The following is a 24258-nucleotide window of genomic DNA, read 5'->3' as shown; positions in this document are numbered from 1 at the left end:
AGGGTGAGGGATGGCAGCAATGGCGATTTGGAAGAAACGCGACACCGTCCTGGACTACCGCAGGAAAAACCGCCTGAAGGCCGCGAAAACGGCCGTGCAGGCGATCGTGCTCGTCGTCGTGGCGGCGCTGGTCTACCGGGCGGTCTGGGGCGCGGCGGCTTACCGGGAACCGGACAAGAGCGCCTGGAGCAGCGACAAGGGGTTCATCGCCCTGTCGTACTTCGGCGTGGGGCGCTCGGGGACGCCGAAGCTCATCGCGAAGGACGAGCTGGACCGGCAGCTGAAGGCGCTGCAAGGCCAAGGCTACCGGACGATCTCGCAGCAGGACATTCTCGATTATTACAAGGCGGGCAAGCCGCTGCCGGACAAGGCGCTGTTCCTGGCCTTCGAGGACGGGCGCAACGACTCCGCGCTGTTCGCCGACCCGCTGCTCGAGAAGTACAACGACAAGGCGACGTTCCTGTCGTACGCGGGCAAGCTGGGGAACGGGGACAACAAGTTCCTGCAGGCGAAGGACATGCTGAAGATGCGCAGGACCGGCTTCTGGGAGCTCGGCAGCAACGGCTACCGGCTGTCGTACATCAACGTGTTCGACAACGGCGGCGCTTTCCTCGGCCAGAAGACCGAGAGCGAGATGAAGAACAAGAGCGAGGTCGCGTACTACAACCACTACCTGATGGATTTCATCCGCGACGAGAACATGATTCCGGCGGAAGACCGGCAGCAGATGGAGGCACGCATCGCCAAGGATTACGCGCTGATGAAGGACGCGTACGCGAAGAAGCTCGGCTTCGTGCCCGGGCTGTACATGATCATGCACGCCAATTCGCTCGGCAGCGGCATGAACCGGCTCGTGACGGACGCGAACGAGCAGGACATCCGGGCGCTGTTCCGGCTGCACTTCGCCCGGGAGGGCAGCGCGTTCAACGGCAAGGGCGGCGACGTCTACGATCTGACGCGGGTGCAGCCGCAGCCGTATTGGTCGACGAATCACCTGCTGATGAAGATCGGCAAGGACACGGGCCGAACGATGACGTTCGCGCGGGGCGAGAAGGCGCGGGCCGCGCATTGGGAGACGGCGTCCGGCGCGGCGGAATTCCGGGAGAACGATCTCGTGCTGACCTCGCCGCCCGGCGCGGCCGGGCTGGCGTACCTGAAGGGGAGCGACGGCGACGCCGACGTCGCGGTCGCGGCCAAGCTCGCGGGCAACGTCGTCGGCAAGCAGAGCCTCTATCTGCGCTATGACCGGGCGGCGGATTCGTTCGTCCGCGCGGTGCTCGCCGACAACGAGATCGCCGTGGAACAGAAGAAGCCGGGCCAGGCGGTCGAGCGGCTGTACGGCGCGAAGCTGAGCGACGTGTCGTGGAACGAGGCGGATCTCGCGCTCAGCAAGGCCGCCGTCTACACGAAGGCGCAGACGGCGGCGGGACTGGCGCCGGACGCGGGCATTCCCGCCAACATCAAGAAGACGCGGAACGTGGACCTGCAGGTCCTCGGCGGCAAGCTGACCCTGCGCGTGGACGGCAAGACGCTGCTCGCTGACCGCGCGATCGACGCGTCCATCGCGAAGGGCGGCGTCGCGCTCGCGGCGGAAGCGAGCAAGCGGAACGCCAAGGACGACATCTACGACGGGCACTTCGTCGACGTGACGGTGAGCGGCGCCGGCGCCGGCGGCGAGCGGACGCGGATCTACCGCAACGCGAACGAAGGGCTGCAGGGCGCCGCGACCGAAGCGAAGCACGGCTTCGACCGGGTCGTGGACTGGTTTATCGAGACGTTTTAACAGGATTTCGCGCCCGCGCGGCGGACGGGAGGAACGGGCATGCCCGGCATACGGAAGAGCGGACGGCCCGGCAGACGGACGGCGGGTCTCCTGGGACTGGCGGCCGCGGCGCTGGCGGCGGCCATCGTGGCGATCTACGCGGCGTCGGACCGGCACGGCCGGGACGATGCGGGACGGCCCTCCGGGGAAGGGGCGGTGCCGGCGGCGCCGCCGCTCGCCTTGTCGGCCTGGATCGTGGATTGGCAGTGGGAAGCGGGGCTGGCGGATTTCGCCGACGTCGCGCCCGGGCTGGACGGCGTGCAGGCGTTCGCGGCGTACTTCGACGACAAGGACGGCTTGTACTTGACGGAGGAGGATCGCAAGGCGCTGCCGGAGGTGCTGGCCGCGGCGAAGAAGGCCGGGCTGCGGCAGGCGGCGCTGACGGTCGTGAACGACCGGTACGCGGCGGACGGCACGCCGGCGGCGGAGAAGGATCCCGCGCTCGTCAGCCGGCTCCTGGCCACCGAGGCGAGCCGCGGCAAGCACTTGAGCGACCTGATGGCCGCGGTCGATACGTACGGCTTCGGCGGGCTGGAGCTCGATTACGAGCGGGTGCCGGACGGCGACTGGGCGAATTTCGCCGTGTTCATCGGCGACCTGTACGGGCGGCTGCAGGCGGAAGGCAAAACGCTGCGCGTCGTGCTGGAGCCGCGCGCGCCGCTCGCGGACGTCGAGCTGCCGGCCGGGCCGGCGTACGTCATGATGGCGTACAACCTGTACGGCGGCTTCAGCGGTCCCGGGCCGAAGGCCGACGACGCCTTCATCGCGCAGGTCGCGGCGCGCATGGAAGGGCTCCCGGGCGACAAGGCGATCGCGCTGTCGCTCGGCGGGTTCGACTGGACCGCGGACAAGCAGGCGACCGCGGTCACGGAGGCGCAGGCGGCGGAGCTGGCCCGCGGCCCGGGCGCCGAGCCGGCCGCGCGCGACGCCGCCAGCGGCAGCCTGCATTTCCGCTATGCGGACGGGAAGGGCAAGGTCCATACCGTCTGGTACGCGGACGCCGAGACGGTGAAGCGCTGGATCGGCGCGGCCCGGGACGCCGGCGTGCACGAGATCGCGCTGTGGCGGCTCGGCGGCCTGACGGCGGAGATGCGGGACTTCGTGCGCGGCGCGAAGGCGGCGTACGACCCGTCGCCGGCCGGCGGCGGGAGGGCCGGCGGGGAATCGGCCCCGGCAAGCAAAAGCAGCTCAGGCGACGCGCCGTGAGCTGCTTTTTTTTGGGTGAATCTGCGTTGAGCCTGCGTTGAGCCTACGTCGTGCCCGCCGCGGCGGTGCCGTTGAACACGGCGGGGCCGGACAGGACCAAATCGATGAAGCCGTCCGTCGCGATGAACAGCGTGTAGCGGATTTCGCCCGCCAGGACGTCCGCGGCCGGCGGGAAGTCGGCGGCGGTGACGCTGATCGGAAACAGCGGGCCGAGCGCCGAAATTTCGAACTGCTGGTTCAGAATCGTCACGCCCGTTCCGGCCGATCCGTCTCCGCCGCGTTCCACCGTAAGCGATACGACGGTCGGCTCCGCCGGCGGCTCGACGACCGTCACGAAATCGATCACGGCCGTCCCCGTCAGCGCCACGCGGACGCTCGACGTATTCGCGGGAACCGCGGCGCCGACTTGCAGGCCGATATCCCCGATCAAGAGCGGCAGATCGGATAACGGCTCCGCGCCGCCGAAGTTATCGCTGTGGATCGAGATGCGCGTGTCCAAAAATTGAATCGCCATCTTCATCACCTCTTTCTATCGTTTCTAGTATTCTATGAAACGCATGGCAAAGCGGGACTAGCCGTTGGCGAATTGGGTGCGCCTGCAGGGACGGAAGCCGTCGCGGGTTCCCGGATTTCGTTATCGGCGGCCGAAGGACCGGGGTTGCTCGATAAGGCGAGGTGCGCGCGAGGAGCGGATTTGCTCGGCGGCATGCATCAAATCCGTCCGGAGCGGGTAAAGAATAACAAGCATGCGGATGCAAACTGCGGGAGGTGGAGCGCGATGAACGAAGGAAACGACGTGCGTCCGGAGACGGTGCCGGCGGAAGACATTATCGCGGAGAAGCACGGCAACGGCTATATTTTGAAAGGCGTCGGCGGGCCGATCGGAGAGATCACGTACAAGCTGGTGGACGTGGATACTTGGGTGCTGGACCATACGTACGTGGATCCGAAATACCGCGGAGGCACGCTCGCGAAGCAGCTGCTGAACCTCGTCGTGGACGAGGCGCGGGAGAAGGGACGCAAGATCATCCCCGCCTGCTCGTACGCCCTGGCGCAGTTCAAGCGCCATCCGGAATACGCGGACGTATGGGACAAGTCCGACAAGGAAACGGATTACTCGGACCGTTACAGCTCGGGCGGCAACGGGATCTAAGCGGGACGCGCCATTCGGGCGCCGGAAGGGACGGCGGCAAGCCGGGTTTTCCGGCGCTTTTCGCGTTCGCCTTCCCTGCCGCGGCGCATGACGACCCGTGTCGGCGCGCTCCCTGTCCGGCTTGTCCCGGCGTGGGGGAAAGCGGGTTGTGCCGTTCGTGAAAGCGTTATATAATGGGCGTATTCGTAGGAATGGAGGGGTTGTGCATGATGATGATGGCCGTGTTCTTGACGGTTGCGGATCGTTAACGCAATCGAATAAGCCGAAGAGCAGCCAGGCAAGCGATTCGATACCGTCAGGGTCGGGTTCTGTTTCGCCATGGCATCGCGCTGCTTTGCGGCATCAAGAAACGGAACCGCCGTCATGTACAGCCGCGGGCTTCTCCCTCTCGGGGAGGGTCCGACTGGTGCGCGCCGAAGCGCGAATGGCCGTTTGGTCCATTCGCGCTTTTTTGCGTTGCGCCGCCTATTCCATGCGAAGGAGCGGGACGCGATGACGCCTTATTTTGCGACCGTATTGCCGGGGCTCGAGCCCTTGTTGGAACAAGAAATCCGATTCAAACTGCCGGGAGCGGCAGCGCTGGGGAGCGAGCGGGGCAAAGTGTTCTTTGCGTCCGGCTTGCCCCTCGAGGCGTTGACGGCGCTGCGGACGGCGGATAATCTATACCGGCCGCTTCTCCGCTTCCGCGTCGGACCGCACAAGAAGCATTTGGCCGATCTGGAGGAGGCCGTATTCCGCACCGGGCTGGAGGGGCTCCCGGCGGAATTCCGGCCGGGCCGCGGACCGGTCCGGTTCAAGGTCAACGCCGGCCGGACGGGGAAGCACGCGTACTCCCGATTCGACGCGGCGGAAGCGGCCGCGCGGGGCATCGCAAGGCAGGACGGGCGGTGGCGGGCCGAGGCGCTCGGCGGGCATGAGGTGGAATTCCGCCTCGATCTCTGCCAGGACGAGGCGCTCTTCGCGGTGCGGCTGACGGATGCCGCTTACCGCTATCGCGGCGGGGAGCGGGCATTCACCGCGGCGGCGCTGCGTCCCTCGGTCGCGCACGCGCTCGTCTGGGCTTCGCGCCCGGAGCCCGCGGACCGGTTCCTCGACCCGTGCTGCGGCTCGGGCACGATTCTGACCGAACGGCTCGGCTACCCGTACGCCCGCCTCGACGGCGGCGATCTGTCGCCGGAGGCGGTGGCCGCTGCGCGCGGCAACGCGGGGGAACGGGAGCGGCTGGCGGTCCGGCAGTGGGATGCCCGCCGCCTGCCGATCGATGCGGGGGCCGTGGACAAGACGGTCACCAACTTGCCGTTCGGCCGCCAAATCTCGGCCGGCGAGGCGATGCCCGCGTTGTACGCGGACCTGCTGCGCGAGCTAAAGCGCGTCGTCGCGCGGGAAGGCAGCATCCTGTGTCTCACCGATGCGGACGGCGCCCTGCGGGAGGCCGCCGAGCGGCTGCAGCTGGGCTGCGACGCGGTGGCGACGCTGAGCTTGAAGGGGCTGCATCCGACGCTCTACAGGCTTCGGCACGCGTAAACGGCGGCGGCTTGCCCGGCCGGCCGGTTAGGCCTCGCGTGTGGAATTGCGAATGCCCGACGAACGACGACAAGCCGCCGAGGAACTCGGCGGCTTGTTTGGGAGCGGAACGGCGCTCGCGTCTAGTGCGCGGCTGGCAGCGGCGTCGGCGCTTGGCCGGTCAGGGCCTGCTCGAACAGGTCGATGATCGCGAGGAAATGAACCGCTTCCCGGTACACGTGGTCGGCGAGCAGCGGATGGATGATGCTTTTGATCCGGCACGCTTCGATGAGGTCGCGGGCGGTCTTCTTGAAATCGCGCAGGCTCGCGACGGATACGCGGTTCTGGTCGAGGAACTGCGACAGCAGCGGCTTGGTCTGCGATTGCGGCCGCATCGAGCTCAAGTCTTGGGCCTGCCAGAGCAGCTGGTCGAAATCGTTGCTGAACTCCCGGGCTTGGTCCACCAGCTTCCGTTCCGACGGATCGAGCAGATGCCCGATGAATTTCGCATGGTCGGCCATGATCTTCAAGAAAAACACGTTCTCGTCGATGATCGCGTCCGGCAGCGGCTCGAGCCGGCCGTTGTTGAGCTCCGCGAGGCGATTGCGGAAGTAATTGGCTTCCCGGCTCACGTGGTCGACGAGCAGCGGGAAGTTGTTGGCCCCGGGCAGCTGGCAGGTCAAGATCAGCCCCAATACTTTGCGCTTGAACACCCAGATGTGAGAAACGGCGTTATGCACCTCCGCGTTGAACGCGCGGATTTGCTGCGGGTCGGTCGCCGCCGTGAAGGCATGCGCCCTTGCCTCGATACCCTCGAACACGGCGTAGAAGCCGTTGGCTTCCTGGATCAGCTGCGTGTCTTCGCAGCGGAACCCCAACCTCAGGAATAAGGAATGCTCCTTCATGATCCTCGCCCAAAAACGGATTTCCTCCAGCGAACGCGCCACGAAAGCGTCCATGCTCCGCCTCCTCCTTTTCGAATCGCACACGGTTATGAATCGCACACGGTAAGGATATGTGAGAGCGGCGCTATTCATGAAACCTGACATGCCCTCCCTCTTTTCGGCCTTGTCGTTCAGGGGCGGTTTAAGATGGCGGCCAGGTCCGAATTGTCGCGCAGAATCAGCGTTTTCGCGCGGTACGGCTCAAGGAGTTCGAGGATGACCGCCTTGTCCCGCCGCGCATGGCCGAAGCTTCATCGGTACATGTTGACGAGCATCGCGAGCGTCTGCTTGTAATTGCCGTGCTCGAGGCCCGGCTTCTGCCGCGCGAACCGTTTCAGAACTCGAACGTTCCTCCGCCAGACCGGCGTGTCCAAATAGACGATCAGATCGGCTTCCTCGAAACTTCGGCGCGTCCGCTTATCGTGCGCGCCTTCGGCGATCCAGCCGTTCGCGCCGATGGCCGCGTCCAGCAGGGCGTCGCGCGTCTTAACGTCGTTGCGGACATCCGGCCCGCCAGGGCTTCTCCGCCAGACGAGATGATCCGTCTCGCAGTACGGCACGCCCAGCCGGGCGGACAGCTCCCGCGTCAGCGCGGACTTGCCGCTGCCGACCGAGCCCATGATGCGGATTTTGCGAGGGGCACGATTTCGTCTCCTTTTCGGCGTGAACGGCTGGCCCTTTGGGCATGTGGATCGAATATAATTTTGCTTGTTTTTAATGAATATCGCGAGCGGCAGATATGTCGGAATAATTGCAAATAGTAAAGGAATAGAACCAAGCGACGGGGTAGTTCGTTTCGGTATTTTTTGCATAATTTCACACAACCTGTGTGGAGGCGGATCTGCGCAGGCAAGCGCCGGGTCCGCTTCTTACGCTCTTCCGCAAGGGAGGGGGGATGTCCCGCCGTACGCCGGCCGCGGACGACAAAAAAGCCGGGACTCGTCCCGGCCGTCATGGCGCCTGCTATTTCTATTCCTATTTCTATTCTATTCCTATTTCTATTTCTATAACTGTTCTTATAACTTTTCCGCTTCCGCGTTCCGTTCCAGCTGGCGCCGAATGCCCTCGCGGTCGATCTGGATCCAATACTCGACGATCTTCCCGTCCGCCACGCGGTAGACGGCGCTCGCCAGCTCGACGATCGGCTTGCCCGTAGGCGCGAAGCCGTCGACCTCGCCGATATGCGCGCCGGTCTGCCGCCAGCGGGCATAAACGCGGTCGCCTTGGGCGATCAGCTCCTCGACGGCGAGGTCGAATTCGCCATAGGCATCCCGCATCTCGCGCACATGCGCGGCGTAGTCCGCGGGCGACCGCTCGACGGTCGTCTCCCGCTCGGCCGTCACTTGGCGGGCCAGCACCCGTTCGGCCATGAAGGCCGCCGCCGCATCGGGGTTCCGCCCCGAACGTACCTGCTCGAAAAATCCCCGTACCACGCCGATCGGGTTCATGCCGCCGCCTCCTTAACGCTCAAGCTTACGACCGTCCGGTAATGCCATCCGGCAGCTCGCCGCCGTTCCTGGCGTATTTCTCCGTGAGCGTCGTCAGCAGCTCGATGCCGATCTGGTTTTCGCCGCCTTCGGGGATGATGATGTCCGCGTATTTCTTGGAGGGCTCGATGAACGCCTCGTGCATCGGTTTCACCGAGGTCAAATATTGATGGTGAATGGATTGGATCGTCCGGCCGCGCTCCTCGATGTCCCGCAGCACCCGGCGGAGAATGCGCACGTCCGGATCCGTGTCCACGAACACCTTGATGTCCAGCAGCTCGCGCAGGCGCTCGTCGGACAGCACGTGCAGCCCTTCGAGGATGACGATCGGATTCGGGCGCAGCCCGACCGATTCCGTCTTGGAGCGGGCATGGACGGTGAAATCGTAGACCGGCGCCTGCACGGATTGGCCGTTCCGCAGCTGCTTCAGATCCGCGATCAGCAGCTCGTTGTCGAAGACGAGCGGGTGGTCGTAGTTGAGCGATTCCCGTTCGGCCATGGAGAGATGGGGATGATCTTTATAGTAATTGTCCTGGGAAATGAACGTGACGTCGTTCGTGCCGAGCCGTTCGATGACGGAGCGCGCGACCGTCGTTTTGCCGGAGCCGGTGCCCCCGGCGATTCCGATGATGAGCATTGTGCAAAGCAGCCTCCTTGGCGGTGTTCAATCCTCGTATTGTAGCATAACCGAGCCCCCGATTTCATCCCGGCGGGGGGATGTACATTTTGCTAAGGCGAGCGAGGGAGGAACGGCTCCGGCGGATCATGGCCGACTCGGCGGAAGGCGCTTCGAGATGGCGGCGACGCTCGGCGCGGGGTCGTCGGGCAGATGGGCCGCGGATGGTGCTCCAGTAACCTACGTGGGGGCGAACCGGCCGTAACCGAGCCAAGGAAGGTGCTCCAGTAACCTACATTACCGGCGAACCGGCCCAAACCGAGGCAAGAAGGTGACGCAGTTACCTTCATGGGGGCGAACCGGCTCAAACCGAGCCAAGAAGGTGACGCAGTAACCTACATGGAGGCGAACCGGCGGAAACCGAGGCAAGAAGGTGACGCAGTAACCTACATGGGGGCCGAACCGGCCGAAACCGGGCCAAGAAGGTGACCCAGTAACCTACATGGTTGGCGAACCGGCGGAAACCGAGGCAAGAAGGTGACGCAGTAACCTACATGGGGGCGAACCGGCCGTAACCGAGGCCAGAAGGTGACGCAGTAACCTACATGGGGGCGAACCGGCCGTAACCGGGCCAAGAGGGTGACCCAGCGGCATATATGGCCGGCGGAAGAGCACGGGCCAAACAAATTCGGCGCCGCCCGCGGCTTGGAAACGCATTTTCTTCAAGTTCGGACTTGAGCCGGGCCCTCCAACTATGCTATAAAAGGAAGTAGCGTTAGCACTCCGATGGCTTGAGTGCTAACATCATTCATTCCATTTTGGGGAGGGCATTCCGTAACATGGTGAAGCAAGAGTTCAAAGCCGAGTCCAAGCGGCTGCTTGAAATGATGATCAACTCCATCTACACGCAGCGGGAAATTTTCCTGCGGGAGCTGATCTCCAACGCCAGCGACGCTATCGATAAAATCTACTACAAGGCGCTGACCGACGACAACATCGCGTTCAACGCCGCCGACTATTTCGTCAAAATCACGGCGAACAAGGAAGCCCGCAAGCTCACGATCGCCGACACCGGCATCGGCATGACCGAGGAAGAGCTCGAGAACAACCTCGGCGTCATCGCGAAGAGCGGCTCGCTCGCGTTCAAGAAGGAGAACGAGAGCAAGGACGGCCACAACATCATCGGCCAGTTCGGCGTCGGGTTCTACGCGGCGTTCATGGTTGCTGACCGCGTGACGGTCACGAGCCGCGCGCTCGGCAGCGGCCAGGCGTTCAAGTGGGAATCCGAGGGCGCCGACGGCTACACGATCGAGCCGGCGGAGAAGGCGGCGGTCGGCACGGAAATCGTGCTGCATATCAAGCCGAACGCGGAAGAGGACAACTACGACGAGTTTCTGGAAGAATACCGCCTGCGCGCCATCGTGAAGAAATATTCCGACTTCATCCGCTATCCGATCAAGATGGACGTCTCGGGCCAGCGGCCGAAGGAAGGCGCCGCCGAGGGCGAAACGCCGGAATTCGAAGCGTACACGGAAGAGCAGACGATCAACAGCATGGTGCCGATCTGGCGCAAAAACAAAAGCGAGCTGACCGACGGGGACTACGAGGCGTTCTACCACGAGAAGCGCTACGGCTTCGACAAGCCGCTCAAGCATATTCACATCAGCGCGGACGGCGCGGTCGTTTACCGGGCGATCCTGTACGTGCCGGAGAGCACGCCGTTCGACTACTACACGAAGGAGTACGAGAAGGGGCTCGAGCTCTACTCCAACGGCGTCCTCATCATGGACAAATGCGCCGACCTGCTGCCGGACTACTTCAGCTTCGTGAAAGGGATGGTGGACTCCGAGGACCTGTCCCTCAACATCTCCCGGGAAATGCTGCAGCATGACCGCCAGCTGACGCTGATCGCGAAGAACATCAAGAACAAAATCAAGAGCACGCTCCTCGGCCTGTTGAAGGACGAGCGCGAGCGCTACGAGACGTTCTATAAAGCGTTCGGACGCCAGCTGAAGTTCGGCGTGTACAACGATTTCGGCGTGAACAAGGACGTGCTGCAGGACCTGCTCCTGTTCCACTCCTCCAAGGAGAACAAGCTCGTCTCGCTGGACGAATACGTCGCGCGCATGCCGGAAGACCAGAAGTTCATCTACTACGCGACGGGCGGCTCGATCGAACGCATCGAGAAGCTGCCGCAGACGGAGCTCGTGGCGGACAAAGGTTACGAAATCCTGTACTTCACCGACGACATCGACGAGTTCGCGATCAAGGCGATCATGACGTACAAGGAGAAGCAATTCAAGTCGGTCTCGAGCGGCGACCTCGGCATCGAGCCGGACGCGGACGAGAAGCAGGAAGCGGAGGAGCCGTCCAGCAAGGCGCTGTTCGAGCAAATGCAGACGCTGCTGAGCGGCAAGGTGACGAAGGTCAAGGCGTCCAAGCGGCTGAAGAGCCATCCGGTCTGCCTCACGAGCGAGGGCGAGCTGTCCATCGAGATGGAGAAGATCCTGAGCGCGATGCCGAACAACGAAGGCATCCAAGCCGAGAAGGTGCTGGAAATCAACGTGAACCATCCCGTGTTCCAATCGCTGAAGGAAGCCGCGGAGAAGGATAGCGAGAAGCTGGGCCTGTACACGCAGCTGCTGTACAACCAGGCGCTGCTCATCGAAGGGCTGCCGATCCAGGATCCGGTGGCATTCACGAACGATATCTGCAAAGTGATGGTGTAAACGGAAGAAGCGACAGGCAAGGCAGCAAAAGGAAAACGAAAATCTCCGCCGCGCGGGCCGATAAGGACCGCGCGGCGGAGATTTTTTTGGTTGCGGGCGGTACGCGGACGCCAGACTGCTAGCCCGGAAAGGCGAATGCCGGACAGGCAAATGCCGCCCGGATCCGCCCGGCTAGCGGGGCCGAGCGTCCGTGCGGGACGGCTGCCCTTCTTCCCCTTCGAGCGCCGCGACTAGCTTCGCTTTCGTGGCCGCGAGCCGTTCTTCGGCTCCGTGCGGACGAAGCGGCTCGCTCCAGGAGAACCCATCGCCCTCGTAACGGGGAATGAGGTGCAGGTGGTAGTGGCCGAGGTCGTTGAACCGGCCGCCGTTCTGGCACATCGTGATGCCGTGCGGGCGAAACGTCCGCTTGAGCAGCGCGGACAGCAGCCGCGCGGCGTCCATGATCGCATAAGCGGCGGCGGAATCCAGCTCCTCGACGTCGAGAATATGGCGCTTGGGCAGAAGGAGCAGATGGCCTTCGTTGAACGGGGCGATATCGAGCACGCAGGCAAGCGTCTCGTTCTCGTAGACGACGTTCGCGTCCGGCTCCAGGCCGTTCGCGATGCGGCAGCCGAGGCAGTCCATGGCGGCGCACCTTCTTTCGTGTATTATGGGATCGCATGGTCGCGTCCGCAGCGCGAACCCGCGCGGCCGGCCGTTATTCCGGCTCCGGCTCCGGTGCGCGCGGGGCCGCGTCGCGCCGCTCCGCGGCGAGCCGGCGGAAGGCCGTCGGGCTCGCGCCGAAGGCGGCCGTGAACCGGCGCGTGAAATAATAGGCCGACTCGAAGCCGACGTAGGCCGCGATCTCGCCGACGGGGCGGCTCGTCAGCTCCAGCAGCTTGGCAGCCTGATGCAGCCGCGTCTCCGTCACCCAGGCCGCGGCGGACTTCCCGGTCTCGGCCTTGAAGAGATGTCGGAAACGCGATTCCGACAGCCCGGCGCGGCGGGCGAGCAGCGCGGGCGCCAGCGGCTCGTGCGCATGGTCCGCGATGTAGAGGAGCGCCTCCGCGATGCGTTCGTCCTGGCCGACCGGCGCGTCGTCGCGGCGCCATTCCCGCTCGGCGCTTTCGTGCAGGAGGATGAGGATCTCCGCCAGCGCCAGCAGGGCCAGCGCCTGCCCCGAGCGGCTGCCGCGGCGGGCGTCGGCGATCAGGCGGCGGAACGCGTCCTCGAGGCGCGGCCGGCCCGGTCCGTCCGCGACGGCGACCGCGTGCAGCCCTTCCTCCGTCCGGGGCAGCCGGAGGTACGGCCGCCATTCCGGGAGCGGGAGGAAATGCGTCCACAGCAGCTCCCAGCCGCCGTCCTCGCCCGCCGCGTAATGATGCGGCACGCCGGGCGGCAGCAGCACGGCGTCGCCGGGCCCGGCGGTCAGCACCGCGTCGCCGACGCGGAAGGCGCCGCTTCCGGCGACCGTGTAGATCAGCAGCCAGTCGAACGTGCCCCGCGGCCGATGGCCGTAGAAGCCGTAGGACCGGCGGAAATGATCCGCCATGAGCACGCCGGACGTCGGCGCGGTTTCCTGCTCGTATTCGTACAGATATTTGTTCGGCATCCGCGGGCCTCCCCGGGCCGCGCGTTCCCGCGCAGCCGTTTTGTGCAACACGACAGCCGGCGCCTTCATTTCCGGGCGCGCCTGATGCCGCTTACAATAAACGTATCACAAAACGGGAGCGGTGAGCGATGGCGATCGGGACGATCTTGACGGAAGCGCAGCGGAGGCAGTTCGAAGAAGAGGGCTATGTGATCGCAAGGGGGCTGTTCGGGGCGGCGCAGGTGGAGGAGATTCGCGCGTGCTTCGCGCAGGTCGTGAAGCAAGGCGGCATCCCGGGGTATTTCGAGCCGAAGACGTTCGAGGCGGCGGGCGGGGAGCCGCTGCTGATGTATCCGCGCATTCTGTATCCGCACCGGATTTTGGCGACGGCTCGGGCGTACATGCTGGACCCGCGGGTCATGGCCGCGCTCGCGGAGCTGTTCGGCGAGGAACCGCTGGCGGCGCAGAGCATGTTCTACTTCAAGCCGCCGGGGGCGCGGGGGCAGGCGCTGCACCAGGACAATTATTATTTGCAGGCGGAGCCGGGGACGTGCATCGCCGCCTGGACGGCGATCGACGACGCCGATCAGGAGAACGGCGGCCTCGTGCTCGTGCCGAAGACGCAGCGCGAGGCCATCCAGTGCCCGCACGAGGCGGATGCGTCGCTGTCGTACTTCCCCGACGAAGTCGACCTGCCCGAAGGGGCGGTCGTCGTGCCGGCCGATATGCGGGCGGGGGACGTGCTGTTCTTCAACGGCAGCACGATTCACGGCTCGTACCCGAACCGCTCGGCGGACCGGTTCCGCCGGTCGTTCATCTGCCATTACGTCGGCGCGTCGACGCTGCGGCTCGGGCATCACATTCACGACGACCTGCACGCGGCGGACGGGCGCGTCGTCACGGTCGCCCGCGGCGAGGGCGGCGGACCGTGCGGTACGCCGTACGCCGCCGAGCCGCACTGAGCGGCCGAACGCGGAAGCGAAGCCGAGCGGCCGAGAGACCGCACCCTTCGCGAGCGTCCGCGGCCGATCGGACGCGGTTACGAAACGCAGCAGCGAGAGAAGGCCGTCCGGCCTTCTTTTTCGTTATTCGTCCGTACGGTCCTCGCTCGGAAATTCCGAGCCGGCCGGGACTGGCAAGTCCGCGAAGGGACTGCCATAATAAGGGGATGATTGAATCGCGCCGAATTGGCGTACATATAGAGGATGAAAGGAGGCGGGGACCGTGGAGTACGAAATGCTGCTTCGCATCGTCGTCGCGGGCGCATGCGGGCTGCTGATCGGCTACGAGCGGAAGAACCGGATGAAGGAAGCGGGCATCCGCACGCATTTCGTCGTGGCGGTCGGCTCCGCGCTCATGATGGTGCTGTCCAAATACGCGTTCGGGGACATGCTGGGCGACGACGGCGTCGGGCTCGATCCGTCGCGGATCGCGGCGCAGGTCGTCAGCGGCGTCGGCTTCCTCGGCGCGGGGATGATCTTCACGCAGCGGCAGACGGTCAAAGGGCTGACGACCGCCGCGGGCATCTGGGCCACGGCCGGCATCGGCATGGCGGTCGGCGCGGGCCTCTACGTGCTCGGCATCGGCGTGACCGTGCTCCTCTTGGCCGCGCAGAAGCTGCTGCACAGCGGCTTCGGCTGGATCGCGGCGCCGAAGAACGAGCAGCTGTCCGTGCGGCTGGCCGACGAGGATGGCGCGGTGGAGGCGCTGCAGGACGCGCTGAAGACGGCCGGCATCGCCGTGCTGCAGTTCCATGCCGAGAAGCGGCGGGAGGGCGATGCGCCGGAGCTGCGCTTGGACATGGCCGTCAAGGTGGCCGGCGCCGAAGACGCGGAACGGCTGCTGCGTCTCATTCAGCGGCTGCCGCAGGTGCTGCAGGTCGACCTGCAGTAGCCGCGGCGGATGCGGCCGCGCGGCCGCGGTCGTCCCTCGCGGCCCGAGGCGCGGCGCGGCTTCGCGCGTTTCCGCGGGGCTTCCATCATTTGCACGGCGGATTTTCAGCTTCTCTTAAGCTAGCGGGCGTATAGTGGGTGAAGACAGCGGACGGCGGACGTCCGTTTTGTTTTGACGCGGCATATCGCCAACTACGCGCTAGCAAAGGAGAATCGTATGGACACGCAGACGCAGGCTCCGTTCGAGCCTCATTATAAAAGCAAACGGTACAAAAAATTAGGCAAGCCCAAGCGGTGGCGAAAACGGTTGTCGCTCTTGTTCGCCGGCCTGCTGGTCGCGATGCTCGGCGGAGCGGGCTGGTTTTACCTGACGCCTTCGGGCTCGGACATGCGCTACATGATGGCGGACACGCTCATCACGAGCCAGCACCGGTACCTGGCCAAGTACCTGATCGGCCAGAGCGAGCTCGACCGCCGGGTGGCGGAGTATGCCAAGAAATTCGACGAGATGGGTCAGATCAAGGACGAGCATAACGTCGACCTGGCCGCGCATCCCGACAGCGACGTGCAGCTGGAGCGGATCTCGACCGCGAAGTACAAAGGGTACATCATGTACGTGCACGATCCGAAAATGATCCGCGTCGCCACGACGAGCATCGTCGGCTCCGGCGAAACGGTGCTCAGCATGGTGAAGCGCACGGGCGCGATCGCGGGCGTCAACGGCGGGGCGTTCGACGATCCGAACTGGGACGGCAACGGCTTCAAGCCGGCCGGCATCGTCATGTCCGGCGGCAAGGTGCTCTACAAGGGCGACGGCATGCAGGCTTCGGTCAACGTCGTCGGCATCGACCGCGACGGCTTGATGGTGGCCGGCCGCTACAAGCCTTCGCAGCTGCTCGAGATGGGCGTTCGGGACGCCGTCACGTTCCAGCCGAAGTTCATCGTCAACGGCAAAGGCTTGATCAAGAACGAAGCCGACGGCTGGGGCATCGCGCCCCGGACGGTCATGGCGCAGCAGAAGGACGGCACGATTATGTTCGTCGTCATCGACGGCCGCCAGCCGGGGTATTCCGTCGGCGCGACGCTCTACGACATCCAGAAGCTGCTGCTGGCGCGGGGCGCGGTCACGGCCGCGAACCTGGACGGCGGCTCCTCGACCGTGCTCGTGAAGGACGACGCGGTCGTCAACAAGCCGTCGAGCCAATACGGCATGCGCTACCTGCCTTCCGCGTTCCTCGTGTTCGACCATCCGGAGGCGTTCGACGCGGGCAATATCTGGAGCGGCATCGACATGGAGCATTTCGACTCCTCGAAGCCGCGGACGCAATCGGCGTCGTAGGCATTGCAGGTTATCGATGGTTCGATTGACGGCGCGTATCGTTCATGGCATGAAGCACTTATAGGGTTTAGGATCGGGGAACGCCTGCGGGCGTTCTCTTTTTTTCGCGTCGCGGGGACGAAGGGGGAAGTTTCGAACGCGAGGCGGGCCGCGACTTTGCCGCGCTCGGCATAAAATACCGGTTTCCGTGCCATAGTAAACGTTGATTGCAGTCGGGTTCTCCGACTGGGCAAGGGGGTAGCAGTATGCGCCATGCGGGATTACGGTTGCTGGCCGTCGCGCTTTGTTTGACCGTGCTGTGCGGCTTCGGGATTCCCCGGAAAGACCGTTATTTCTACGAAAGCAGGGGGGACATCATCTGGGAGCTGCCGCTCGAGCGCAAGGAGCTCGCCCTGACGTTCGACGACGGTCCCGAACCGCGGACGACGAACCAGATTCTCGATCTGCTCAAGCAGTACCACGCCAAAGCGACCTTCTTCGTCATCGGCTACCGGGTGGAGAAATATCCGGATATCGTCAAGCGGGAAATCGCGGAGGGGCATGAAGTGGCCAATCATACGTTCAATCATGTGTTCTTCACCAAAGGGGTCGCGTCCGAGACGATCCAGCGGGAAATCGCGCGCACCGACCGTTCGCTCAAGCAGCTGACCGGCAAGAAGCCGTTCCTGTTCCGTCCGCCCGGCGGGTATTATAACGACAAGTCGATCGACATCGCGCGGAAGCTCGGGTATACGACCGTGCTCTGGTCCTGGCACCAGGATACCGAGGACTGGCGCAGCCCCGGGGTGCGGCATATCGCGAACAAGGTGCTGAAGAACGCGCGCAACGGCGACATCGTGCTGCTGCACGACTATGTGTCGGGGGCCTCCATACATACGGTCAAGGCGCTGCAGGTGATCCTGCCGGAGCTGGAGCGCAGAGGCTTCAAGCTCGTGACCGTATCCGAGCTGATCCGCGATAAAACAGGAGAATTGCTGCCGGTCTCGAAATCATCTGGTGTAACAGGATCTTCGAAGAGAGCGGAGTGAACGCATGCAACCGAAATTCATCCGCGAGACGCGCTGCTTCAAGGTGTCCCGCGTGTTTCCGACCGACGTCAACAACCACAATACGCTGTTCGGCGGCAAGCTGATGGCCTACATCGACGACATCGCGTCGATCTCCGTCTCCAAGCTGTGCCGGGCCACGGCCGTGACGGCGTCCACGGACTCCGTCGACTTCCTGCAGCCGATCCGGCCGAGCGATTCCGTGTCGCTGGAATCGTTCATCACGCACACGGGCACCAGCTCCATGGAGGTGTTCGTCAAAGTGATCCGCGAGGACATGCGCACCGGCGACCGCACGATCGCGGCCACGGCGTTCCTCACCTTCGTCGCCTTGGACGACGATAACCGTCCCATCCCCGTGCCGGGCGTCGTCCCGGAGACGGACGAGGAGAAGAAGCTGTTCGAGACGGCGGAGTACCGCACGCAGCTGCGGAAGCACCGGCGGGAAGAGAGCAAGAAGTTCGCGGATTATTTGCTGACGAAGTATCCGTGGGAGTGAGGCAAGGACGGATTTCTACGTCAGCCCCGGACATCCGATGATGCCCGGGGCTGACGTAACCGGAAGACCTATAGAAGACGCCTCGGAAGCGGGGCGTCTTTTTTGCTGCCGGCCCGATCGGCGCCGCGCGCCCGCTTTCAGCAAACTATCAGGCACGGCTAAGTTTTGCTTCAGGTTCGGTGCTTAGAATGAAAGGCATGAACATCGACTGAAAGCGGAACGAGGTGGAGGGCATGGGTTACATGCGAAAATACGGCATTCGGACCGCGGCGGTCCTACTGCTCGCGCTGTCGCTGGCCGTGTGCGTTTATTCGCTTGCGCACGTGGACGGGAGCAGCTCCGGTGCCGCGCAAACGTTCGGAAGAGGCGGCGGGGACGGCGGCCTAAGCTTTAACGGTAACGGTGGCGGGGACGGCGCGCAGCCGGGGTTTGGTGACGGCATCGACGGCTCGGCGCCGGGTGCAACGGGGAGCGCGGACGGCACGCCGGGCGGGGGGGATGCCGGTTCGGCGCCGGGCGCCGCGGGCAGCGGCAGCGGCTCGGCGGCAGGCGCTTCGGGCGGGGACGCCGGCTCGGCGCCGGGCTCAACGGGCGCGGACGGTGCTTCGGGCAACAGCGATACCGGCTCGGAGCAAAGCGAAGTTGGCTCGGCGCAGGGCGCCCCGGGCGGGAGCTCCTCGGCCGTCGGCCCCGACGGGGTGGGCGGCTTTGCCGGCGGCGGCACACAGGGCGGCGGCGCTCCGGGTTTCGGCCGCGGCGGCGGGTTCGGCGCCTCGTCTTCCGGCGCGGGCAAGAGCGGGCTCGTCGCGTACGCGTTCGTCTTCGCGGCGCTCGCGGCCGCCGGGGCGTACGCCGTGTTCCGGCGGAAGGCCGACGTGCCCGCCGATCGCCGCAAAGGGCTGCTCTGGCCGCTGCTCGGCGCGGGCGTGCTGCTGCGGATCGCGGTCGCGCCGTGGGCGGCGTCGCATCAAGGGGACTTGAACTTTTTCCGCGCTTGGGCGTCCCAGGCCGCGGAGAACCTAAGCGGCTTCTACGTCAACGGCAATGCCGACTATCCGCCGCTTTACATTTACGCGCTGTACGTCATCGGGCGCCTGCTGCGCGCCGCGTCGCTCGCGCCGTACGCGACCGTGCTGTACAAGCTGCCGTCCATGCTCGCGGACGCCGGGACGGCGTGGGTGCTGTTTCTCGCTTCGCGGCGCTATGCCGGCTATGCGGCCGGCCTTCTGGTCGCGCTGCTGTACCTGCTGAATCCCGCCGTCATCGTCAACTCGACCTATTGGGGGCAGGTCGATTCGCTGTTCACGCTGCTCGTCGTCGGGGCCGTTTACTTGCTGACGCGGGGGCGAATCGGCTGGGCGTCGGCGCTGTTCGCGGCGGCGATTCTGATGAAGCCGCAGGGGATCATTTTCGCGCCGGTGCTGTTCTTCGGCCTCGTCTCCGCGCGCAATCTTCGGGCTTGGCTTACGGCGATCGCCGCCTCCGCCGCGACGCTCCTCGCCGTGGCGCTGCCGTTCTCGACGGGCCAAAGCCCGTTATGGCTGTACCGGCTCTACGCCGGCACCGTGCAGGAGTATCCATACGCCACCGTCAACGCGTACAACCTGTTCGCGCTGCTGGGGGACAACTACAAGGCCGACGCGACCCGATTCCTCGGCTTGACCTTCCATGCGTGGGGGCTGGCCGGCATCGTCCTTACGACGCTGTTCGCCTGGCGGGCGTACGCGCGCAGCCGGCAGGCGGCGTTCGCGCCGGCCGCGGCGATGCTGCTGATCTCGGGCGTGTTCACGCTCTCGACGGGGATGCACGAGCGCTACCTCTTTCCCGCCGCGGCGCTCGCCGCGCTCGCGTACCTGCAGCTGCGGGACCGGGTGCTGCTGTGGCTGGCCGCGGGCTTCAGCTTGACGATCTTCGTCAACACGTTCGCCATCCTGTTCCAGTCCGGCGGCAACGAGACGTATTCCTTCACGATGTGGGCGGCGTCGACGATGAACGTGGCGTTGTTCGGCAGCGCCGTCCTGTGGGCGATCGGCTATGTGCGGCTGCCGGGACTCCGGTACGAACAAGCGGAGCGAACGCTGGCGGCGGAAGTGCTGAAATAACGAAGGCCGCCGGCCTCGCCGGCCCGGACAGATCGCCATTCCCGAGTTGGGAAGACGCAGTCCGGACGGGCGGGCCGTCGGCCTTTTGTCCGTCGGCTTAACGATTTACCTCATAAATGCTTCGCCAAAGCCTGCACCGCTTGCGCGACGCGGATATCTTCGCCCATCGCGCTCCGTGAGCTCGCATAATCGTACACGGCCAGCGCGTTCGCCGCCGCGTATCTGCCGTGGGCAATCACGTCCGCCGCCGCGGTTTTCTCCGCAAAATCTTCTTCCGCTCGCGTAACGCCCTTCGCGGACGCGCAGAGATAGACGGCGATGCGCTGACCGTCATGGATGGCGAACAGGACGGGAGCGACGCCGTTCAACGGCATCGACAGGACGCTGGCGGTCCTTGCTTCGCCGGAAGTCTCCGGCTGCAGCGGAATGCCCTGGGCGGCGAAAGCCTCCTCGATCAGCGCGATGGTCAGAACCGTTTCAGGCTGGCCGGTCCAGGCGGGCGGGTTTACAGCCTGCCAGCAGCGCCAGACACAGACAGAGCATCGTTACCCGTAGTATCGCGGTTCGCATGCTTCATCCCCCTCTACTCCAAGACGTCTTGCCGCGCCGTCTGGTTGCAGTCTGCCGTACGTTCGGCGAATCGCAAGGGCGTGCGTCCGGCGGGGCTGGATTTCGCAAGCTGAGACGGACAAGCAGCGGCAAAAAGGCAGTCCGCGAAAACGGCACAACGCACACGCGACAGCCCTGTCGGCGCGCGGGGAGGCTAGCGCCCCGTAACCGCCGTCCCTCTCGCGGACATCTTGGTTTTCCCGCCCGGCTTCCACACGGAGAGGACGAACATGAGGAGCAGGGAGATCGTTTGCAGCAGGATCCCGATCCACAGCCACGCATGGTTGACCGTGAAGCCGGGCTCCGCCCAGGCGTTCGCGACCGGCGCTTCGGACAGGCGGACGCCGCGCAGCGTCCATTCATAGAGGCCGACGAAGCCGATGCCGATCGTGACGAGCGTCAGGATTTCTTTGGCGATCAGCCAATAGTAGCGGAAGAGGCCCCACGAGGTGAGCACCGATAGCAGAATGCCGGTCGCGGTCGTGCCGATCGTCGAGGCGCGCACGCTCGAGTCGGCGAGCAGGTGCATGACCGCGTAGCACGTGCGAAGCGTGTCCGCGCTGTCCGTCGCCGAGGCCGTCAGCGCGAGAATGATGAAGGTCGCCTGGCCGCCCAGCATGATGGATGCGAAAACAAGGTGGAGCAGCAGCAGAACGCGCCGCTGCGTCATCGTGAGTTTGGCCACGGGTAGCAGCCCTCCCTTTCGGATGCGATGGTGTTACAGGTTGAAACGGTAGCCGACGCCCCAGATCGTCTCTATGTAAGCCGGCTTGGACGGATCGCGTTCGATCTTGTCCCGCAGCTTGCCGATATGGACCGTGACGGTGGCGTAGTCGCCGAGGGCGTCCATGCCCCAGATGCGCTCGAACAGCTCTTCCTTCCGGAACACCCGGTTCGGATTGGACGCGAGGAAGAGGAGCAGCTCGTACTCCTTGGCCGTAAACGCGACTTCCGCTTCGTTCACGTGCACCCGGCGGGCTTGGCGGTCGATGCGGATGCCCGGCAGCCGCAGCTCGTCGTGCCGCCATTCGCCGCTGCCGACGAGCCGATCGTAGCGGGCCAGGTGCGCTTTGACCCGGGCGACCAGCTCGCCGAGGCCGAACGGCTTCAGGATATAATCGTCGGCGCCGAGGCCGAATCCGCGGATCTTGTCCACTTCCTCCTTCTTCGCGGACACGATGAGAATCGGCACGTTGCTCGCCTCGCGGACCCGGCGGCAAATCTCGTAGCCGTCCAGCCCGGGCAGCATCAGATCGAGCAAAATCAAATCGTACCGGTCCCGCAGCGCCAGCTCCAGCCCGGTCTCGCCGCGGTCCGCCACGTCGGCCTTGAAGCCGCTTGCCTCCAGGTAGTCGTGCTGCACCTCGGCGATGACGGGATCGTCTTCGATGATCAAAATCCGTTTCATGTCGGCTCCCTCCTCATGTCGGTTGTTTTCCCGGCGAGTCCGTAATCCGGGAGCTTCGATCGGCCGGCAGCGCGATGACGATGGACGTGCCCTCGCCGGGACGGCTGAAGGCGCGCACCCGGCCGCCGTGCTCCTCCACGATGCCTTTCACGATGGCGAGGCCGAGGCCGCTGCTTCCGGATTCCGTCCGCCGGGACGGCTCCGCGCGGAAGAAGCGGTCGAAGACATGCGGCAGCGCGTCCTCCGGGATGCCGGTGCCGTTATCCGCGATCCGGATGGCGACGGCCTCGTCCGGGGCGCCGGGCGCCAGGCGTTCCAGCGCGAAACGCAGGATGCGGGGCTCGCGCTCCATATGCTTCAGACTGTTTTCGACGACGTTCAGGATCGCCCGGCGCAGCTTCTCCCGGTCGGCCTGCACGCAGAGCGGCCATGGATCGGCGGAGGCGGGGTCATGCCGCGGCACATCCAGCTCCAGCCGGACGCCGGCGAGGCGCGGGTCGAGCCGCAGCTCCTCGACCGTCCGCCGGACGTACTCGCCGAGCTCCAGCCGCTCGAACCGAAACGGCAGCCGGCCGACGTCCAGCGTGGAATAGAGCGACAGCTCTTCGATCATCCGGTTCATGTCGGCGGCCTTGCCCGCGATCATCGCGACGTACTTCCGCCGTTTCTCCTCCGTGTCCGCGACCCCGCCCTGCAGGCAGTCGACGCAGCCTTGAATGGCGGTGATCGGCGTCTTCAGGTCATGGGAGATGGAGGCGAGCAGCTCCTTGCGGCTCTGCTCCAGCTGCAGCCCGTCGCCGATGGAGTCCCGCAGACGGACGCGCATCTCCTCGAACGCCGCGCCCAGCTGGCCGATCTCGTCCTGCCGCCGCAGATTCACGGGCCGGTCCAGCTCGCCTTCGCGGATATGGCCGGCCGCGGTCCGAAGCGCCTGCAGCGGCCGGATGATGCTGCGCGAGACGAAGTAGGTCAGGACGCCGTTCGTGAGCGCCAGCGCGCCGACGAGCGCGAGCAGCACGGTCGGGACGAAGCGGCGGAAGAAGCGGGCGACCGGCTCCATGTCCGAGGCGATGACGAGGGTGGCGCTTTGGCCGTCCGCGGCGGTGTAGGCGATGCGGTCGAAGCCGTAGCCCCCGGGCTTGCGCGGCGGCCAGGCGTTCGCCGCCTCGGAGCCGCCGGCCTGCAGCTGCCGCGTGATCGCGTCCGCGTCCAAGCCGGGCGACGCGTACGCCGTCCGCTCGCCGCGCAGCACGAGCAGGCCGGCGTCGACCTTCGCCAGCTCCGCTTCCGCGTCCGCGAGAAACGCCGGATCGTCCAGCAGGCGCGGATCGTGCGCGGCGACGAACCGCAGCCCGCCCGCGAGCTCGCTTCGCCCGCCGAACAGGTCGCGGAACGCTTCGAAGGGCAGGGCGGCGCGATGCTGCCGCGCGGCAGCATGGCCGGATCCGGGCGCCATGTCCCGCAGGTACAGGCCGGCCGCGGTCATGACGACCGCCCCGAAGAGCACGACGGGCACCGCGATCATGGCGATATAAGAAAGCAGCAATTTCGTTCGGATAGACATCGGCTTCACCTCTCTTCCAATTGTAGTATCCAACCGTAAAAGGTTCATAAACCAATTCGAAAAAAAGGCTAAAATGTCGGCCGCGGCAAGACAGTTGCTTCCTCGGCTACCGGGAGGGGGGCTGCGGTGGGCTCGATATTTTCGCTGCTGCCTGCATGTCCGGCGTTCGGGGATCCGGCACCATGCCGTTTCCCGATTTCCGCTGACGCTGGGCGCCCCGCGGGGGGCTTCGACATTTCGCCGTCGCCGTAAGGCCCAGTTCAGATGCACGAGGTGACGATTTCATGCTGCTCCCCGATTTCTGCTGAGCCCAGACTCTGAGCGGACAGGAGATCCGTTATATTCGCTGTAGAGCCCAATTTCCCCGTTTCGCGGCCACAGGAGCGCTTATTTGCTCGTTGGAGTCCTCATTGGGTCGCTAGGAGGATGAATAGCGGAACGTGTGTCCGATCGGAGCGCAGAAAACGGGTTTTTGCGCAAATAACGGATCTGGTGTCCGCCAAAGTCGCGCTATCGGGTAGCCGCGTGCGCAAATAGTCGCAAAAGTCGCGTCATCGTGGGGCCGCGTGCGCGAATAGTCGCCAGAGTCGCGCCATCGAGGAGAAGCGTGCGTGCCAAAAAGACCCGCAATCCCATGGGGGATCGCGGGTCTCGCACTACCTAAATGCTCGCCGGCATCGCTACGACGATCTACCGGCTTCGCTTCGCATGCCGAGGCGGCAACTTCGCCCCGTCATGCTTCTCGCCCCGTCATGCTTCTCGTCTCGTC

At 65.1% G+C, this 24258-nt stretch carries 22 protein-coding genes; 11 read left to right on the top strand and 11 right to left on the bottom strand.

Annotated features, from left to right (window positions below; translation table 11 throughout):
* Nucleotides 1-19 precede the first annotated feature (19 nt).
* Both I8J29_RS27805 and I8J29_RS27800 read left to right on the top strand, forming a co-directional pair.
* Nucleotides 20-1783: a polysaccharide deacetylase family protein gene (locus I8J29_RS27805; protein WP_208850615.1), complete on the top strand. Its 1764-nt coding sequence runs from the start codon at nt 20-22 to the stop codon at nt 1781-1783.
* 39 nt (nt 1784-1822) lie between these two features.
* Entirely contained in the window at nt 1823-3028 is a 1206-nt protein-coding gene (locus I8J29_RS27800; RefSeq protein ID WP_208850614.1) for a glycoside hydrolase family 18 protein, read from the top strand.
* A gap of 43 nt (nt 3029-3071) precedes the next feature.
* Here the strand turns inward: I8J29_RS27800 and I8J29_RS27795 are convergent, their stop codons facing one another.
* Nucleotides 3072-3542: a hypothetical protein gene (locus tag I8J29_RS27795; RefSeq protein ID WP_208850613.1), complete on the bottom strand. Its 471-nt coding sequence runs from the start codon at nt 3540-3542 to the stop codon at nt 3072-3074.
* A gap of 264 nt (nt 3543-3806) precedes the next feature.
* On the opposite strand from I8J29_RS27795, the gene I8J29_RS27790 reads away from it, so the two are divergent.
* Nucleotides 3807-4181: a GNAT family N-acetyltransferase gene (locus tag I8J29_RS27790; protein WP_208850612.1), complete on the top strand. Its 375-nt coding sequence runs from the start codon at nt 3807-3809 to the stop codon at nt 4179-4181.
* Nucleotides 4182-4673: 492 nt separating this feature from the next.
* Nucleotides 4674-5705, top strand: a complete 1032-nt coding sequence (locus I8J29_RS27785; protein WP_208850611.1) for a methyltransferase domain-containing protein — start codon at nt 4674-4676, stop codon at nt 5703-5705.
* A 122-nt stretch (nt 5706-5827) separates the two neighbouring features.
* Here I8J29_RS27785 and I8J29_RS27780 read toward each other — a convergent pair whose 3' ends face one another.
* The 4 genes from I8J29_RS27780 to udk all read right to left on the bottom strand — a co-directional run bounded on the left by I8J29_RS27780 (nt 5828) and on the right by udk (nt 8752).
* Entirely contained in the window at nt 5828-6643 is an 816-nt protein-coding gene (locus I8J29_RS27780) for a DUF2935 domain-containing protein (protein ID WP_208850610.1), read from the bottom strand.
* A gap of 236 nt (nt 6644-6879) precedes the next feature.
* Nucleotides 6880-7248 carry a P-loop NTPase family protein gene (locus I8J29_RS27775; protein WP_208850609.1) on the bottom strand — a complete coding sequence of 123 codons (369 nt, stop codon included), beginning with the start codon at nt 7246-7248 and terminating at the stop codon, nt 6880-6882.
* A 396-nt stretch (nt 7249-7644) separates the two neighbouring features.
* On the bottom strand, nt 7645-8076 hold the full coding sequence (locus I8J29_RS27770; protein WP_208850608.1) for an ester cyclase: 432 nt from the start codon (nt 8074-8076) through the stop codon (nt 7645-7647).
* A gap of 25 nt (nt 8077-8101) precedes the next feature.
* Nucleotides 8102-8752, bottom strand: a complete 651-nt coding sequence (gene udk / locus I8J29_RS27765) for a uridine kinase (RefSeq protein ID WP_208850607.1) — start codon at nt 8750-8752, stop codon at nt 8102-8104.
* 818 nt (nt 8753-9570) lie between these two features.
* Here udk and htpG point away from each other — a divergent pair.
* A complete protein-coding gene (gene htpG, locus I8J29_RS27760) occupies nt 9571-11460 on the top strand; it encodes a molecular chaperone HtpG (protein WP_208850606.1) in 1890 nt (629 codons plus the stop codon).
* A 171-nt stretch (nt 11461-11631) separates the two neighbouring features.
* On the opposite strand, the gene I8J29_RS27755 is transcribed toward htpG, so the two are convergent.
* Nucleotides 11632-12084 (bottom strand): HIT family protein, encoded by a 453-nt coding sequence (locus I8J29_RS27755; RefSeq protein ID WP_208850605.1) that lies wholly within the window; start codon nt 12082-12084, stop codon nt 11632-11634.
* A gap of 73 nt (nt 12085-12157) precedes the next feature.
* On the bottom strand, nt 12158-13051 hold the full coding sequence (locus I8J29_RS27750) for a helix-turn-helix domain-containing protein (protein WP_208850604.1): 894 nt from the start codon (nt 13049-13051) through the stop codon (nt 12158-12160).
* Nucleotides 13052-13179: 128 nt separating this feature from the next.
* Here I8J29_RS27750 and I8J29_RS27745 point away from each other — a divergent pair, with 128 nt between their 5' ends.
* The 6 genes from I8J29_RS27745 (at nt 13180) to I8J29_RS27720 (ending at nt 19908) form a co-directional block, all read left to right on the top strand.
* Nucleotides 13180-13992, top strand: a complete 813-nt coding sequence (locus I8J29_RS27745) for a phytanoyl-CoA dioxygenase family protein (protein WP_208850603.1) — start codon at nt 13180-13182, stop codon at nt 13990-13992.
* 262 nt (nt 13993-14254) lie between these two features.
* Nucleotides 14255-14923: an MgtC/SapB family protein gene (locus I8J29_RS27740; RefSeq protein ID WP_338113303.1), complete on the top strand. Its 669-nt coding sequence runs from the start codon at nt 14255-14257 to the stop codon at nt 14921-14923.
* A 216-nt stretch (nt 14924-15139) separates the two neighbouring features.
* Complete coding sequence (locus tag I8J29_RS27735; RefSeq protein ID WP_208850602.1) at nt 15140-16261, top strand: phosphodiester glycosidase family protein; 1122 nt, start codon at nt 15140-15142, stop codon at nt 16259-16261.
* 245 nt (nt 16262-16506) lie between these two features.
* Nucleotides 16507-17289, top strand: a complete 783-nt coding sequence (locus I8J29_RS27730) for a polysaccharide deacetylase family protein (protein WP_208850601.1) — start codon at nt 16507-16509, stop codon at nt 17287-17289.
* 4 nt (nt 17290-17293) lie between these two features.
* Nucleotides 17294-17806, top strand: a complete 513-nt coding sequence (locus tag I8J29_RS27725; RefSeq protein WP_208850600.1) for an acyl-CoA thioesterase — start codon at nt 17294-17296, stop codon at nt 17804-17806.
* Between the two features lie 233 nt (nt 17807-18039).
* Nucleotides 18040-19908, top strand: a complete 1869-nt coding sequence (locus I8J29_RS27720) for a glycosyltransferase 87 family protein (protein WP_208850599.1) — start codon at nt 18040-18042, stop codon at nt 19906-19908.
* Nucleotides 19909-20018: 110 nt separating this feature from the next.
* Here the strand turns inward: I8J29_RS27720 and I8J29_RS27715 are convergent, their stop codons facing one another.
* From I8J29_RS27715 to I8J29_RS27700, 4 genes are all read right to left on the bottom strand, one after another.
* Nucleotides 20019-20282 carry a hypothetical protein gene (locus I8J29_RS27715; RefSeq protein ID WP_208850598.1) on the bottom strand — a complete coding sequence of 88 codons (264 nt, stop codon included), beginning with the start codon at nt 20280-20282 and terminating at the stop codon, nt 20019-20021.
* Nucleotides 20283-20671: 389 nt separating this feature from the next.
* Nucleotides 20672-21202, bottom strand: coding sequence for a hypothetical protein (locus tag I8J29_RS27710; RefSeq protein WP_208850597.1), 531 nt, complete (start codon nt 21200-21202; stop codon nt 20672-20674).
* A gap of 33 nt (nt 21203-21235) precedes the next feature.
* On the bottom strand, nt 21236-21925 hold the full coding sequence (locus tag I8J29_RS27705) for a response regulator transcription factor (protein ID WP_208850596.1): 690 nt from the start codon (nt 21923-21925) through the stop codon (nt 21236-21238).
* Between the two features lie 13 nt (nt 21926-21938).
* Entirely contained in the window at nt 21939-23489 is a 1551-nt protein-coding gene (locus tag I8J29_RS27700; RefSeq protein ID WP_208850595.1) for a sensor histidine kinase, read from the bottom strand.
* Between the last annotated feature and the right edge of the window lie 769 nt (nt 23490-24258).

This window comes from Paenibacillus artemisiicola (assembly GCF_017652985.1).
Taxonomy (GTDB): domain Bacteria; phylum Bacillota; class Bacilli; order Paenibacillales; family Paenibacillaceae; genus Paenibacillus_Z; species Paenibacillus_Z artemisiicola.
The sequence above is the reverse complement of the archived record's forward strand: the minus strand, read 5'-3'. Positions and strand labels throughout refer to the sequence as shown.